A 13,326-nucleotide genomic window follows, 5' to 3' on the forward strand; every position below is an offset into this window, starting at 1 on the left:
TCACGCGGCCCGGTATCGAATGGGTCCCGGTCCTGCCGTACGGCGCTCAGTGGCGCCCGTACGTCACTTGCCGAGAAGCTTCTTGATCTTCGCGGCGTCGCCCGGGGCCATCTCGGCGTTGCCGGTGAGGCGACGCGTCACGCGGGACGACTTGTGCTCGAGCAGGTGGCGCTTGCCGGCGCGCTCACGGAGCACCTTGCCGGAGCCGGTGATCTTGAAGCGCTTGCTGGCACCGCTGTGCGACTTGTTCTTCGGCATAGCGCCGTTCTCTCCTCGTCGGTGGCGCTCCGATGCCCGGTCGTGAAACCGGGCACGGTGGAGCGTCGCTCTTGTATCGGTTACGTCCTGGGGACCGGAGTCCCCCGGAGTCACGCCTCGGCGGGAGCCTCGGCCGGAGCCTCGGCGTCCGCGGCCTCGGTGTCCGCGGCGTTCTGCGACTTGCCGGGGTTGGCCTTCGCCTCAGCCTTGCGGGCTTCCTGCGCCTGGCGAGCCTCGGCCATCGCCTCGGTCTTCTTCTTGTGCGGACCGAGGACCATGATCATGTTGCGGCCGTCCTGCTTCGGGTTCGACTCCACGAAGCCGAGGTCCTGGACGTCCTCCGCGAGACGCTGCAGCAGTCGGTAGCCGAGCTCCGGCCGGGACTGCTCGCGACCACGGAACATGATCGTGATCTTGACCTTGTCGCCCTGCTTGAGGAACCGGACGACGTGACCCTTCTTGGTGTCATAGTCGTGCGGGTCGATCTTCGGCCGGAGCTTCATCTCCTTGATGACCGTGTGCGCCTGGTTCTTGCGCGCCTCACGGGCCTTCATGGCCGACTCGTACTTGAACTTCCCGTAGTCCATGAGCTTGCACACGGGCGGACGGGCGTTCGCCGCGACCTCGACGAGGTCGAGGTCGTACTCCTGCGCAAGCTCCAGGGCCTTGGCAAGCGGGACAATCCCGACCTGCTCGCCGCTGGGACCGACAAGTCGCACCTCGGGAACGCGAATCCGGTCGTTGATGCGGGGCTCGGCGCTGATGGATCCTCCTCGGTAGCACCACGCGACGGTCTGGCGGACAGCCGCGTTACGTCTGTGTTCGATAGACCTAACCGCGCCGGTGCAACAAAAATGCCCCGGACGATCACAGGCGGGGCTCCTCATTACTACCGGAGCACCGCCGCGATGTGATCGCGGGGCGCGATTTCGGGCTGGTCGCCGCCGCTGGGACGGGACCGCCTGACCGGTGACCCGCCGTCCTGAGGACGGCCAGGTGGGAGTGCGGAGCCTCCACTTGTGGGCCGGGCTCGCTGCCGTGGGGCGCGCGTGTCCGACCGGTCGTTACACAAGGTTAGCAGCTCGGCGGGGGAACGGCTAACCGAGACCGAGTGGGGCGGCCGGCCGTCCTGCGCCTATCGTGAGCGGCATGAGTGAGACCCCTGCCGAATCCTCGGCGAATCCCGACTTCGACGCCATGACCCGCGACATCGCCGAGGTACCGGCGGTCGAGGTGATCGTGACGGTCGCCGTCAACCTGATGAGCGCCGCCGCCGTGAAGCTCGGACTGACCGAGGAGGGCGAGGCGCACAAGGACCTGGACGAGGCCCGCAAGCTGGTGCACGCGCTGGCCGGTCTGCTGGACGCCACGGCGACCGAGATCAGCTCCTTCCACGCGGCGCCGCTGCGCGACGGTCTGAAGTCGCTCCAGCTGGCCTTCCGCGAGGCGTCGCTGGTCCCGGACGAGCCGGGCCAGGGTCCGGGCGAGAAGTACACCGGTCCGGTCTACAGCTGACCGGCCCCGGTCGTCCCGGAGTTACCCCCGCACGTACAAGGGCTCGCCCGGCGGCGTCGCCCCGGCCGGCAGCAGTGCCAGGTCGAGGCCGCGCACCAGGCGGGCCCTCAGTGTCTCGTCGGCGGCCAGCCGCTCGGCCACGGCGCGGGCGGCCCGCGCCGGTTCGGCGCCGGGGTCCAGGAGCAGCGCGAGGGTGCCGTCCGCCCGGCCCGGACCGAGGTGCGCGCGCAGCACGGCGGGCTCGGCGGCCAGGGCGGCGCGTACCGCCTCGGCGACGGCCGGGTCGGTGAGCGGGTCGGTCGTCGTGCGGCCCTCGGCCAGCGCCAGCAGCACGCGGCCGGTCAGTTCGAACGGGACCGGTCCGGCCAGGTCGAGGACGACCGTGTCCGCCTTCTCGTGCGCGGCGGCCTGGAGCGCCTGGTGCACGGGTACGGCGACGGGGCGGGCCCGCGGGTCCCACCGGGCGAGCGAGTCGGTGGAGGTGAAGGCGGGCAGGGCGGTCCGGCCGCCCGCCTTCAGCGTCGGTACGGCCATGTCGCTGGTCTTCTCGCGGCGCAGCCCGTTCTCGTCCTCCTCGACTTCGCCGAGGACGGCCACCACCGGCACGAGCAGCCGGGCGCCCTTCAGCGCCTCCAGCACGGGTGCCAGGGCGGTGCGGTCCTCGGCCCAGGCGGCGAGCGCCGCGCTCAGCCGGGGGTCGGCGGAGCCGTCGTCGTCGGAGAAGGCGGAGTCCGGGATGTTCTTGTTCGCCACGGTCCCTGAGCCTATCGGGGGTCGCGGGACGCCTTTCATCTGCCTCTCGGGGAACTCCGAGAGGCGTTGGCCGGGGCCGGGTGCGGGCAGGGGCACGCGCGCCCTCCGGCCCGGGGGCGCCGTATCGTCGTCGGCCTCGGCACCCGTGGGCGGGAGGCATCGGTGGAGACGGTCGAGCCGGTCGTGGACCGGGACGCGCTGCTGGCCGGCGCCATGGCGTCGGTGACCGTGCCGGACGGTGCCGAGGTGTCGGTCGCGGTGCTCGACACCGGGACCGGCGGGGCGGCCGCGTACGGCACCGGCTTGTTCGACACGGCGAGCATCGTCAAGGTCGACGTGCTGGCGGCGCTGCTGCTCCAGGCCGAGGACGCGGGCCGGTCACTGACCGCCGCGGAGAGGGCGTACGCCGCCGCCATGATCGGGCAGAGCGACAACGACGCGACGTCGGCGCTGTGGCGGACGATCGGGGAGGCCGACGGGCTGGACACGGCGAACGAGCGCCTCGGGCTCACGGAGACCTCGGGCGGTGAGGGGCCGCTGTGGGGGCTGACGCGGACCACGGCCGCCGATCAGATCGCGCTGCTGCGGCAGGTGTTCGTGGCGGACGGTTCGGCACTGGGCGCGTCCGCACGCGCCTGGGTGCGGGAGCTGATGGAGTCCGTCGTGGACGGGCAGCGGTGGGGTGTGTCGGCGGCGGCCGACGGCGGCGCGGACGGTTCGGCGTGGGCGCTGAAGAACGGCTGGCTGCGCCGCGGCACCACGGGGCTGTGGGTGGTCAACAGCATCGGACGGGTCTCGGCCGACGGCCGGGAGCGTCTGGTGGCGGTCGTGTCGCGGGGCAGCGCGACACGGGAGGAGGGGATCGCGCTGACCGAGGCGGCGGCGAGGGCGGCGGTGTCCGTGTTCGCGCGGACGGACGGGTCCGGCGCCGCTCAGTAGTCCTCGGGGCGTTCGCGGCGGCCCCGCCACAGGACGACGGCCGCGACGATCAGGACGCCGCCCGCGCTGCCCGCCAGGGGCGCCGCCCAGGCCGACGTCCCGTCGTCGGAGGCGGGGGCGTCCGGGCCCGGGCCGAAGTACTCCTCGCCGTACGCCGCCGACTTCAGGCCCTGCGGCTTCAGCCGTCCGGCCGCCTCGATCGCGGCGGCGGGGTCGACGAAGCCGTAGCCGCGCGAGTCGTCGCGGCCGTCGGCGGGGGCGTTGCGGGCCGTGTCCTCCAGGAGGCTCTTGACCTGGGCCGGGGTGAGGTCGGGGCGGGCCGACTTCACCAGGGCGGCGGCCCCGGAGACGAAGGCGGAGGCGGCGCTGGTGCCCCAGCCCTCGTAGTAGCGGTGATCGGGGTCGGCGATGATCACGTCGACGCCGGGGGCGCTGACGGTGGCGTACCAGCGGCGGGTGGAGAAGGAAGCGCGGGTGCCGTAGCGGTCGACGGCGGTCGCGGCGATGACGCCCGGGTAGGCGGCCGGGTAGGAGACGTGGTCGCCCTTCTCGCCGCCGTTGCCGGCCGAGGCGACGACGACCACGCCCTTCTTCAGGGCGTACTGGATGGCCTCGTCCTCGGCGGGTTCGGAGTGGGCCGAGGCGGAGTCGTCGCCGAGGGAGAGGTTGATGACGTCGGCACCGTGGTCGGCGGCCCAGCGGATGCCGTCGGCGAGGGCGTTGCCGCGGGTCTTGCGGGCCCGGGTGCGGGAGGGGTCGCCGTCCTCCAGGATGACGCGCAGGGGGAGGATCTTGGCCTCCGGGGCGACGCCCATGACGCCCTCGGAGTTGCCGGGCCCGTGGCCGTGTCCGGCGATGATCCCGGCCATGGCGGTGCCGTGCCGGGCCCAGGCGCGGTCGCCCTCGCTCGCGCCGAAGCCGACGAGGTCCTTGCCTTCGAGGACATTGCCGGCCAGGTCCGGGTGGTCGGCCTCGACGCCGGTGTCCAGGACGGCGACGGTGACGCCGGCGCCCTTGGTGGTGCGCCACGCCTCCTGGGTGTGCATGGCGTCCAGGGCCCACTGCTGGGCGCGGATGCCGTCGGCGTGGGCGGCGGGCGCCGGGACGAGGACGAGCGCGGCGGCGAGGAGGAGGCTCAGGGCTCCCGTCGTACGGGGTCCGTTGGGGTTCACGAGGGGTGCTCCGTGGCGGGGCCGACGTTCTTGCGCAGGGCGCGTTCGACGCGGTCGGCGAGGCCCTGCGCCTCGTGGCCGAGGCCGGCCTGGGCGGGGGCCGAGCCGGCGCCGGTCTCCATGGCCTCCTCGGCGGGCTCGGGCTCGTCGACGGTGCGGCCGTCGGCCCAGCCGGAGACGGCGTAGACGACGACGGGCGCGTCGGTGAGGACCGAGACCGTCCACGAGGCACGCTGCGGCGCGCCGAACCCGGCGGCGACGGTGTCCTTCGCCGCGTACGGCAGCGGCATGAGGTCGGTGCGGCGGCCCAGGTCCTCCTTCTCGAACCGGCCGGCCAGCGCGGTCATGGCGGCGGCGTCGGCCTTGGCGAAGAGCAGGCCGACGGTGGTGACGTGGCTCTGGGTGGCGTCGGTGTAGGTGGCGCGCAGCAGGCGGGTGCACCCGACCGGGTCGAGGACCTTGGCGAGCAGCGGGTCGAAGGCACCGGCGCAGTCGCCGTCCGGGGCGACGGCGACCCGGGTCCAGGTGCGGTCGGCGCCGCCGGGGCCGGCTCCCCGGCCCTGGACGGTGGGCGGGAAGAGCTGGTCGACCGGCACGCTGTGCCAGAGGTCCCCGGCCGCGGTGAAGGCGCTGCGCGCGCCGTCGTCCCCGGAGTCCCCGGCGAGCCAGCTGCCGGTGACGGCTCCGGTGACCAGGCCCAGCCCGAGCACCAGGCAGACGCCCGCGGCGACGGCCTGCGGGCGCCGCCGCCCGCCGAGCGCGCGGGGCCTGGCGTACCCGTCGTACCCCTCGGGCTCCCCGAACGACACCCGGGGCCGTCCGTCGCCCGACACGGTCGGGGCGGCCGGGGCCGTCCAGGACAGCGCGGGGTCGGGTCCGGCGCCCGCCGGGTGTGACCCTGCCGCGGTCGCCGGTACCGCCGCCGATGCCCTCTCGGGCCCGGGCTCCGGCTCCGGTTCCGGTTCCGCCGGGATCGGCCGGAGCCGCCTGGTCGTCTCGGACGCGCTCTCCACGGGCACGGCGGGGAAGCGGGGCGCCGTCCCGGACACGGCGGGCGTCCGCGGGGGCCGGGCGGGGGCGTCGGGGCCGGGGTTGCTGCCGGGTCCAGAGGCGCCGGGTCCAGAGGTACCGGGTCCGGACGTGCCGAGTCCGGACGTGCCGAGTCCGGACGTGCCGGGTGCGGGAGCGTCGGGTGCGAAGGGGCGGGCTCCGGGAGCGCCGGGTCCGTGGGCCGAGGACGCGCCGGTGCGGGCGGACGCGGGCGACGCCGGGCGCTCCGGCCGCGGCGTGGCGCTCTCGCCCGGGGCGTCCCGGCCGACGCCCCGGGCGCCCGCGCTGCCTCGGCCGCCCGTCTCCCGGCCGACGGTCGGCGGGACGTCCGGGAAGCGGGCGGAGGCCCGAGGCGGCGGGGCCGCCTCCGCCGCCGGCGGAGTCGCGGGACGCGGCGGGGTGTCCGGGCGGGGCGAAGCGCCCGGGAGCGGTGGCGTGTTCGGACGCGGCGAACGCTCCGGGCCCGACGAAACCGCCCGACTCGGCGCACCACCCGGGTCCGGCGGCGTGTCCGGGCGGGGCGCCCCACCCGGGCGCGACGGGCCCTCCGACGCCGATGACGTGCCCGGGGCCGGTGACGCGCCTGGGTGCGGTGACGCGCCAGGGGCCGGTGGAGTGGTCGGGCGGGGCGGGGCCGTGGGGCGGGGCGGGGTGTCCGGGTGCGGCGGGAGGGAGGTGCGGCGCGCTTCCGTGCTCATGCACCCCCCGTTTCCTCGGGCCCGGCCGCTCTCCGGCGCGGGCCGGTGATGTGGTCTCCTGCCCCGGCCCGGCGCGGAACGTTCCGTCCCGGGCACGCATACCCGCACGGGAGGGCCGCCATCCCGGCGCGGAGCCCGGAGCCCCGGCCGCCGGGGTCTCCGCCGTGCGTGCGCGTCACTCTACGGCGTGACCCCGCCCGGCGGGGAACCAGTCCGCGCGCCCGCGGCATTGGCCCGGAACGTCCCCCTACCCTGCGGTAATCCTGTCTGGCAGGCTGCGGTCATGACCGCACGCGCCGCCGACCGGGCCCGCTACGACCGGGCCACCGCCCATCTGGACGCCCCCGTGGCGATCGTGGACCTGGAGGCGTTCGACGCGAACGCCGACGACCTGCTCCGCCGGGCCGGCGGGAAGCCGATCCGGGTCGCCAGCAAGTCCGTACGCTGCCGTGCGCTGCTCGAACGGGTCCTGGCCAGGGACGGTTTCGCGGGCGTCATGTCGTTCACGCTGGCCGAGTCCCTGTGGCTGGCGCGCTCCGGTTTCGAGGACGTGCTGCTCGCCTACCCCTCGGCGGACCGTGCCCGGTACGCCGAGCTGACCGCCGATCCCAAGCTCGCCTCCGCCGTCACCGTGATGATCGACGACGTGGCGCAGCTGGACCTCGTCGACGCGGCGCGGGACGGCGGCCGGGAAGTCGTGCGGGTCTGCCTGGAGTTGGACACCTCGCTGAAGCTGTTCGGGGGACGGGTGCGGGTCGGGGCCCGGCGCTCGCCGCTGCACTCCCCGGCCGAGGTCGCTGATCTGGCCCGCGCGGTGGCCCGCAGGCCCGGCTTCGAGGTCGTCGGCGTCATGGCGTACGAGGGGCATGTGGCCGGGGTCGGGGACGCGGTGGCGGGACGGCCGCTGCGGTCGCGTGCGGTGCGGCTGATGCAGGCCGCCGCCCGCCGGGAACTGGCCGAGCGGCGCGCCGCGGTGGTGCGGGCGGTCCGGGCCGTGGCGCCCGGCCTGGAGTTCGTCAACGGCGGCGGCACGGGCAGCGTGCAGCACACCGCCGCGGAGGACGCGGTGACGGAGATCGCCGCCGGGTCGGGGCTGTACGTGCCGCGGCTGTTCGACAACTACACGTCCTTCCGGGGCCGTCCGGCGGCCCTGTTCGCCCAGCCCGTCGTGCGGCGCCCCGGGGTCGGGGTGGTGACCGTGCTCGGCGGGGGCTACCCGGCCTCCGGCGCGGCCGGGAAGGACCGGCTGCCCGTCCCCTACCTGCCGGAGGGGCTGCGCTACGACCCCCAGGAGGGACCCGGCGAGGTGCAGACGCCGCTGCTCGGCACGCCCGCCGACGACCTGCTGATCGGCGACAAGGTGTGGTTCCGGCACGCCAAGGCCGGTGAGCTGTGCGAGCGGTTCGACACCCTGCACCTGGTGGAGGGGGACACGGTGACGGCGACCGTGCCGACGTACCGGGGCGAGGGGCACACCTTCCTGTGACCGGCCGCCCGGCGGCTCAGTCCGTCGGGCCGATGCCGCTGCCCACGCCGCCGCCCGTGTCCGCGTCGCCGGCCGGCCGGATGCCGTCGGTGATCTCGTCCATCACGGTGAGCGGCGGTCCGTCCTCGCCGGCGTCGAAGACGTAGCGGACGAGGATCGGGGACTCGGTGCCGACGGTGGAGGGGAAGACCAGCGACTGCACGTAGCCGCCGGGGCCCTTCGCCGTCGTCACCCGCCAGCGCACGTAGTACCCGGCGCGTCCGGCGACCGCGACCGGCCCGGCGCCGACCTGCTCGTGCGACTCGATGCCGCCGTAGGGCATGCCGCCGGCCGGGTCGCGGTCGTAGGCGTCGTCGGCCGCGTCCTCGATGTCCTGTTCGGCGAGGGTCTTCGGGGAGGACTCGGCGTTGCCCGTGACGGTGCGGGAGATGACCAGGCCGTGCCGGCAGACGCCGCCGTCGCCGGGGCAGTCGTAGGTGCCGTCGGTGGTCATCATGACGTCGTCCTCGCTGACGTACTGGGGTCGTACCCAGCCGTCCGGCAGCCGGAAGGTGATGCCGTTGAGCGGGTCCTCGACCACGGCCGGGTCGTCCGCGGCGGGCTCGGAGGCGGTCGGTGACGGGGACGGTGGCGCGCTCGTCGGCGCCGGGCCGGTGGTGGTGGCCGGCGGGGTCCGGGCGGCGGGCGCGCCGCCGTCGCCCTCGTCGCCCTCGTCGCCGAGGAGGAGGGCGCCGGTGACGATCGCCGCGACCAGCACGGCCGCGGCGGTGGTGAGGGCGACCGCCTTCGCGCGACCGCCGCCGCCCGCCTCCCGCCCCTGTCCCGGGGCACCCGTGAACAGCGGGACGGTCGACGACCGCGGAGGCTGCGGGACCTCGGGAGGGGCGGCCCAGGGCGCGCGCCGGTGCTCGGTCCAGGCCGTGCCGTCCCACCAGCGTTCCTGGTGCGGGGCCGACGGATCGGGGTACCAGCCGGGCGGCGGCGTCATGCTCATCCGGGCACTGTAGGACGCCGCACGCCCCGGTCTACAGCGGTGTGACGTACGCCCCGGAAATGCCGCCGTCCACCAGGAAGTCGGTGGCGTTGACGAAGGAGGAGTCGTCGCTGGCCAGGAAGGCGACGGCGGCGGCGATCTCCTCGGCCTCGGCGAACCGCCCGACCGGGATGTGGACCAGGCGGCGCGCGGCCCGCTCGGGGTCCTTGGCGAACAGCTCCCGCAGCAGCGGCGTGTTGACCGGGCCGGGGCACAGCGCGTTGACCCGGATCCCCTCGCGGGCGAACTGCACGCCGAGTTCCCGGGACATGGCGAGGACGCCGCCCTTGGAGGCGGTGTACGAGATCTGGCTGGTGGCGGCGCCCATCCGCGCGACGAAGGACGCGGTGTTGATGATGGAGCCCCTGCCCTGGCGCCGCATGTAGGGGATCGCCACCTTGCAGCACAGGTAGACGGAGGTGAGGTTGACCTCCTGGACACGCTTCCACGCCTCCAGACCGGTCTCCAGGATGGAGTCGTCGTCGGGGGGCGAGATACCGGCGTTGTTGAAGGCGATGTCGACGCTGCCGTAGGTGTCGTACGCGGTCTCGAACAGGGTCTCGACCTGCTCCGGGTCGGTGACGTCGGCCCGCACGAAGGTGCCGCCGGTCTCCTCGGCCGCCGCCTTGCCCCGGCTCTCGTCCACGTCCCCGCAGACGACGTGGGCGCCCTCGGAGGCGAGCCGGCGGGCGGAGGCGAGGCCGATGCCGCTGCCGGCCCCGGTCACGACGGCGGTGCGGCCGGCCAGGCGGCGGCAGATGATGTCCTCGGTCATGTGTGGCTATGCCTCCGTGCTGATGAAGACGTTCTTGGTCTCGGTGAAGGCGGTGAGCGCGTCCGGGCCGAGTTCACGGCCGAGACCGGACTGCTTGAAGCCACCGAACGGGGTCCAGTAGCGCACGCTGGAGTGGGAGTTGACCGACAGGTTCCCGGCGCGCACCGCTGCCGACACGCGCAGGGCGCGGCCGACGTCCCGGGTCCACAGCGAGCCGGACAGTCCGTAGTCGGTGGCGTTGGCCAGGCGCACCGCGTCGGCCTCGTCCTCGAAGGGCAGGACGACGGCGACCGGGCCGAAGACCTCCTCGACGGCCACGCGGGCCCGCGCGTCGACGCCCGTGAGGACGGTCGGCGGGAACCAGAAGCCCGGCCCCTCGGGTGCCTTGCCGCGGATACCGTCGGCGCCGTCGGGGACGTAGGAGCGGACGCGGTCCACCTGGGCGCGGGAGATCAGCGGGCCCATCTGGGTGCCCTCGTCGGCCGGGTCGCCGACCCGCACGGCCTCGATCGCCGGGGCCAGCAGGCCCAGGAAGCGGTCGTACACCCGGCGCTGGACGAGGATGCGGGTGCGGGCGCAGCAGTCCTGGCCGGAGTTGTCCAGGAAGGACATGGGCGTGACGGCCGCGGCGGCCTCCAGGTCGGCGTCGGCGAAGACGATGTTGGGGCTCTTGCCGCCGAGTTCGAGGGTGACGGGCTTGAGGAGGGCGGCGCCCTTGGCGGCCACCCGCCGGCCCACGGCCGTCGACCCGGTGAAGACGATCTTCGCCACGCCCGGGTGCTCCACGAGCGCGTCGCCCGCGACCGGTCCGTGCCCCGGCAGGACCTGGAACAGTCCCTCCGGAAGACCCGCCTCCAGGGCCAGTCCGGCCAGCCGCAGGGACGTCAGCGGGGTGGTCTCGGCGGGCTTGAGGAGGACCGCGTTGCCCGCGGCCAGCGCCGGTGCGGCGCCCCAGGCCGCGATGGGCATCGGGAAGTTCCAGGGGGCGATGACGCCGACCACGCCGAGCGGTTCGAGGAGCGTCACGTCCAGGCCGCCGGCGACCGGGATCTGCCGCCCGGTGAGGCGCTCCACTCCCCCGGCGGCGTAGTCGAGCAGGTCGCGGACGTTGCCGGCCTCCCAGCGGGCGTTGCCGAGGGTGTGGCCGGCCTCCGTGACCTCCAGCCGGGCCAGCTCGTCCAGGTGGTCGTCGACGGCGGCGGCGAAGCGGCGCAGCAGCCGGGCGCGGTCGCCGGGGGCGAGGGCGGCCCAGGCGGTCTGCGCCCGCGCGGCCCGTGCGACGGCGGCGTCCACGTCGGCCGCGGAGGCGGCGGGGACGGTGGCGACGACCTCTTCGGTGGCGGGGTTCAGTACGCGGAGTGCGGGTGGCTCGTCGGGGAGTTCCCGTGCCTCGGACAATCGGTGCCTCACATGCGTTCGAAGGAGCGGCGCAGTTCCCAGTCCGTGACGGCGGCGTCGTAGGCGTCGAGTTCGACGCGCGCCATGTTGCGGTAGTGGGCGACGACCTCGTCCCCGAAGGCGGCCTTGGCGAGGGTGCTGTTCTCCCACAGCTCGGCGGCCTCGCGCAGGGTGGTCGGGACGTGCTCGAAGTCGGCGGCGTAGGCGTTGCCCGCGCAGGGCCCGGGCAGTTCCAGCCTCTGCTCCAGGCCGTGCAGTCCCGCCGCCACCATGCCCGCCACCGCGAGGTACGGGTTGACGTCGCCGCCGGGGAGCCGGTTCTCGAAGCGCAGCGAGCGGCCGTGGCCGACGACGCGCAGGGCGCAGGTCCGGTTGTCGTGGCCCCAGGCGACGGCGGTGGGGGCGAAGGAGCCGGGCTGGAAGCGCTTGTAGGAGTTGATGTGCGGGGCGTAGAGGAGGGAGAACTCGCGCAGGGCCGCCAGTTGTCCGGCGAGGAAGTGGCGCATCGTCTCGGACATGCCGCGCTCCCCGTCACCGGCCATGACGCTGGTGCCGCCGGAGCCGGCGCCGGCGCCGGCATCGGTACCGGCACCGGCACCGGCTTCGGCGAGGGAGAGGTGGATGTGACAGGAGTTGCCCTCGCGTTCGTTGTACTTGGCCATGAAGGTGAGGGACATGCCCTCCTGGGCGGCGATCTCCTTGGCACCGGTCTTGTAGACGGCGTGCTGGTCGCAGGTGACCAGGGCCTCGTCGTAGCGGAAGGCGATCTCGTGCTGGCCGGGGTTGCATTCGCCCTTGGCGGACTCGACGGTCAGGCCCGCGCCCGCCATCTCGTTGCGGATGCGGCGCAGGAGGGGTTCGACCCGGCCGGTGCCGAGGACCGAGTAGTCGACGTTGTACTGGTTGGCCGGGGTCAGCCCGCGGTAGTCCGCGTCCCAGGCCTGTTCGTAGGTGTCGCGGAAGACGATGAACTCCAGCTCGGTGCCGACCTGGGCGGTGAGACCGTGTTCCGCGAGGCGTTCGAGTTGCCGGCGCAGGATCTGGCGGGGCGCGGCGAGCACCGGGGAGCCGTCCTCCCAGGCGAGGTCCGCGACGACCATCGCGGTGCCCTCGTGCCACGGCAGGCGGCGCAGGGTGGCCAGGTCGGCGTGCATGGCGAAGTCGCCGTAGCCGCGGTCCCAGGAGGACATCGCGTAGCCGTCGACGGTGTTCATGTCGGCGTCGACGGCGAGGAGGTAGTTGCAGCCCTCGGTGCCGTGTGCCAGGACCTCGTCGAGGAAGAAGCGGGCGGCGAAGCGCTTGCCCTGGAGACGTCCCTGCATGTCCGGGAAGGCCAGGACGACGGTGTCGACGTCACCGGCGGCGACGAGGGCGTGCAGTTCCTCGACCCCGAGCGGGGGTGTGCGGTCTGCCACGGGGGGAGCCTCCTTCGGCCGGGAGCCATAAGGTATTGCCGGGAACCATTGCTTGGAAAGGGGGCGCGGCCGCATGCCGGAGGAATCCCCGGGGAGCGTGGCGGACCGGCTCGCCCCGGTGCTGCGGCCGGTCCGGGCGGGCAACGGTTTCGAGGAGGCGCTCGAACAGATCCTCCAGGTCGTCAGGTTGGGCCTGGTGTCCGGCGGCGAGCGGCTGCCGGCCGAGCGGGAGCTGGCGGAGCGGCTGGGGATCAGCCGGGTGACGCTGCGCGAGGTGCTGCGGGTGCTCCAGGACCAGGGGCTGGTCCAGGCACGGCGCGGTCGGTACGGCGGAACGTTCGTGCTGCCGCGCACGGACGCGGCCGGCGAGGACGAACTGCGGCGTCGGGTCGCCGGGGTCGACATCGAGGACGTGCTGCGCTTCCGGGAGGTGCTGGAGGTGGGCGCGGCCGGGCTGTGCGCGGCGCACGGGCTGACCGGCGCGCAGGCGGCGCGGCTGCGGGCGGCGCTGGCCGGCACGCACGAGGCGCCGCTGGCGGAGTACCGGCGGCTGGACACGCGGCTGCATCTCACCCTGGCGGAGCTGTGCGGTTCACCGGCCCTGGCCGCCCAGTACGCGGCTGTCCGGGCCACCCTGAACGACCTGCTGGACTGCATCCCGCTGCTGGTGCGCAACCTGGAGCACTCCCAGCGCCAGCACACCGCGCTGGTGGAGGCGGTGCTCGACGGGGACGCGGACGGGGCCCGGGAGATCACGCGGGAGCACTGCGCGGGGACGGCGGCGCTGCTGCGCGGCTTCCTGGCGTGAGCGCGGGCGGGCGTCTTGCCGTGGGA

The 13,326-nt window shown here is 74.6% G+C and carries 13 protein-coding genes; 4 read left to right on the forward strand and 9 right to left on the reverse strand.

All coding sequences use genetic code 11. The features are described 5' to 3' along the window. Window positions 1-63: 63 nt before the first annotated feature. Together rpmI and infC are read right to left on the reverse strand one after the other, a co-directional pair. Window positions 64-258 carry a 50S ribosomal protein L35 gene (gene rpmI / locus ACFZP7_RS07525; protein ID WP_003977225.1) on the reverse strand — a complete coding sequence of 65 codons (195 nt, stop codon included), beginning with the start codon at window positions 256-258 and terminating at the stop codon, window positions 64-66. Window positions 259-368: 110 nt separating this feature from the next. Then, window positions 369-1,022, reverse strand: a complete 654-nt coding sequence (gene infC, locus ACFZP7_RS07530; protein ID WP_078494830.1) for a translation initiation factor IF-3 — start codon at window positions 1,020-1,022, stop codon at window positions 369-371. Between the two features lie 385 nt (window positions 1,023-1,407). Between infC and ACFZP7_RS07535 the strand changes: the two genes are divergently transcribed. After that, complete coding sequence (locus tag ACFZP7_RS07535) at window positions 1,408-1,773, forward strand: DUF1844 domain-containing protein (RefSeq protein ID WP_019325186.1); 366 nt, start codon at window positions 1,408-1,410, stop codon at window positions 1,771-1,773. Between the two features lie 21 nt (window positions 1,774-1,794). Here the strand turns inward: ACFZP7_RS07535 and ACFZP7_RS07540 are convergent, their stop codons facing one another. Then, entirely contained in the window at window positions 1,795-2,526 is a 732-nt protein-coding gene (locus ACFZP7_RS07540) for an SseB family protein (RefSeq protein ID WP_019325187.1), read from the reverse strand. Window positions 2,527-2,688: 162 nt separating this feature from the next. On the opposite strand from ACFZP7_RS07540, the gene ACFZP7_RS07545 reads away from it, so the two are divergent. After that, window positions 2,689-3,465 (forward strand): serine hydrolase, encoded by a 777-nt coding sequence (locus ACFZP7_RS07545; protein WP_385634112.1) that lies wholly within the window; start codon window positions 2,689-2,691, stop codon window positions 3,463-3,465. Here ACFZP7_RS07545 and mycP read toward each other — a convergent pair. Together mycP and ACFZP7_RS07555 are read right to left on the reverse strand one after the other, a co-directional pair. Next, the gene (gene mycP / locus ACFZP7_RS07550; RefSeq protein ID WP_385634113.1) at window positions 3,459-4,637 is read right to left on the reverse strand and encodes a type VII secretion-associated serine protease mycosin; all 1,179 of its coding nucleotides are present in this window, start codon (window positions 4,635-4,637) and stop codon (window positions 3,459-3,461) included. The genes ACFZP7_RS07545 and mycP overlap by 7 nt on opposite strands. Further along, window positions 4,634-5,446, reverse strand: a complete 813-nt coding sequence (locus ACFZP7_RS07555; protein WP_030973319.1) for a hypothetical protein — start codon at window positions 5,444-5,446, stop codon at window positions 4,634-4,636. The genes mycP and ACFZP7_RS07555 overlap by 4 nt, the downstream gene beginning before the upstream one ends. Before the next feature lie 1,222 nt (window positions 5,447-6,668). Between ACFZP7_RS07555 and ACFZP7_RS07560 the strand changes: the two genes are divergently transcribed. Continuing rightward, entirely contained in the window at window positions 6,669-7,871 is a 1,203-nt protein-coding gene (locus ACFZP7_RS07560) for an amino acid deaminase/aldolase (protein ID WP_046251362.1), read from the forward strand. A gap of 16 nt (window positions 7,872-7,887) precedes the next feature. Here ACFZP7_RS07560 and ACFZP7_RS07565 read toward each other — a convergent pair whose 3' ends face one another. The 4 genes from ACFZP7_RS07565 to ACFZP7_RS07580 are packed head-to-tail and all read right to left on the reverse strand — an operon-like array spanning window position 7,888 to window position 12,492. Then, window positions 7,888-8,859 carry a DUF2510 domain-containing protein gene (locus ACFZP7_RS07565; protein ID WP_385638374.1) on the reverse strand — a complete coding sequence of 324 codons (972 nt, stop codon included), beginning with the start codon at window positions 8,857-8,859 and terminating at the stop codon, window positions 7,888-7,890. Window positions 8,860-8,896: 37 nt separating this feature from the next. Then, window positions 8,897-9,679: a 3-oxoacyl-ACP reductase gene (locus tag ACFZP7_RS07570; protein ID WP_385634114.1), complete on the reverse strand. Its 783-nt coding sequence runs from the start codon at window positions 9,677-9,679 to the stop codon at window positions 8,897-8,899. Window positions 9,680-9,685: 6 nt separating this feature from the next. Continuing rightward, window positions 9,686-11,077 (reverse strand): aldehyde dehydrogenase family protein, encoded by a 1,392-nt coding sequence (locus ACFZP7_RS07575; RefSeq protein ID WP_385634115.1) that lies wholly within the window; start codon window positions 11,075-11,077, stop codon window positions 9,686-9,688. A gap of 8 nt (window positions 11,078-11,085) precedes the next feature. Continuing rightward, complete coding sequence (locus tag ACFZP7_RS07580; RefSeq protein ID WP_385634116.1) at window positions 11,086-12,492, reverse strand: glutamine synthetase family protein; 1,407 nt, start codon at window positions 12,490-12,492, stop codon at window positions 11,086-11,088. Window positions 12,493-12,565: 73 nt separating this feature from the next. Here ACFZP7_RS07580 and ACFZP7_RS07585 point away from each other — a divergent pair, with 73 nt between their 5' ends. Beyond that, window positions 12,566-13,300, forward strand: a complete 735-nt coding sequence (locus ACFZP7_RS07585) for a FadR/GntR family transcriptional regulator (protein WP_031016621.1) — start codon at window positions 12,566-12,568, stop codon at window positions 13,298-13,300. The last annotated feature ends 26 nt before the right edge of the window (window positions 13,301-13,326 follow it).

Origin of the sequence: Streptomyces sp. SudanB5_2050 (assembly GCF_964272335.1) — a bacterium.
Taxonomy (GTDB): domain Bacteria; phylum Actinomycetota; class Actinomycetes; order Streptomycetales; family Streptomycetaceae; genus Streptomyces; species Streptomyces rochei.

Excerpts from the sequence above, each read along its gene's own strand:
- ACFZP7_RS07535 (WP_019325186.1), top strand. The coding sequence starts at position 1,408 with ATGAGTGAGACCCCTGCCGAATCCTCGGCGAATCCCGACTTCGACGCC.
- rpmI (WP_003977225.1), bottom strand. The coding sequence starts at position 258 with ATGCCGAAGAACAAGTCGCACAGCGGTGCCAGCAAGCGCTTCAAGATC.
- ACFZP7_RS07570 (WP_385634114.1), bottom strand. The coding sequence starts at position 9,679 with ATGACCGAGGACATCATCTGCCGCCGCCTGGCCGGCCGCACCGCCGTC.
- ACFZP7_RS07565 (WP_385638374.1), bottom strand. The coding sequence starts at position 8,859 with ATGACGCCGCCGCCCGGCTGGTACCCCGATCCGTCGGCCCCGCACCAG.
- ACFZP7_RS07585 (WP_031016621.1), top strand. The coding sequence starts at position 12,566 with ATGCCGGAGGAATCCCCGGGGAGCGTGGCGGACCGGCTCGCCCCGGTG.
- ACFZP7_RS07560 (WP_046251362.1), top strand. The coding sequence starts at position 6,669 with ATGACCGCACGCGCCGCCGACCGGGCCCGCTACGACCGGGCCACCGCC.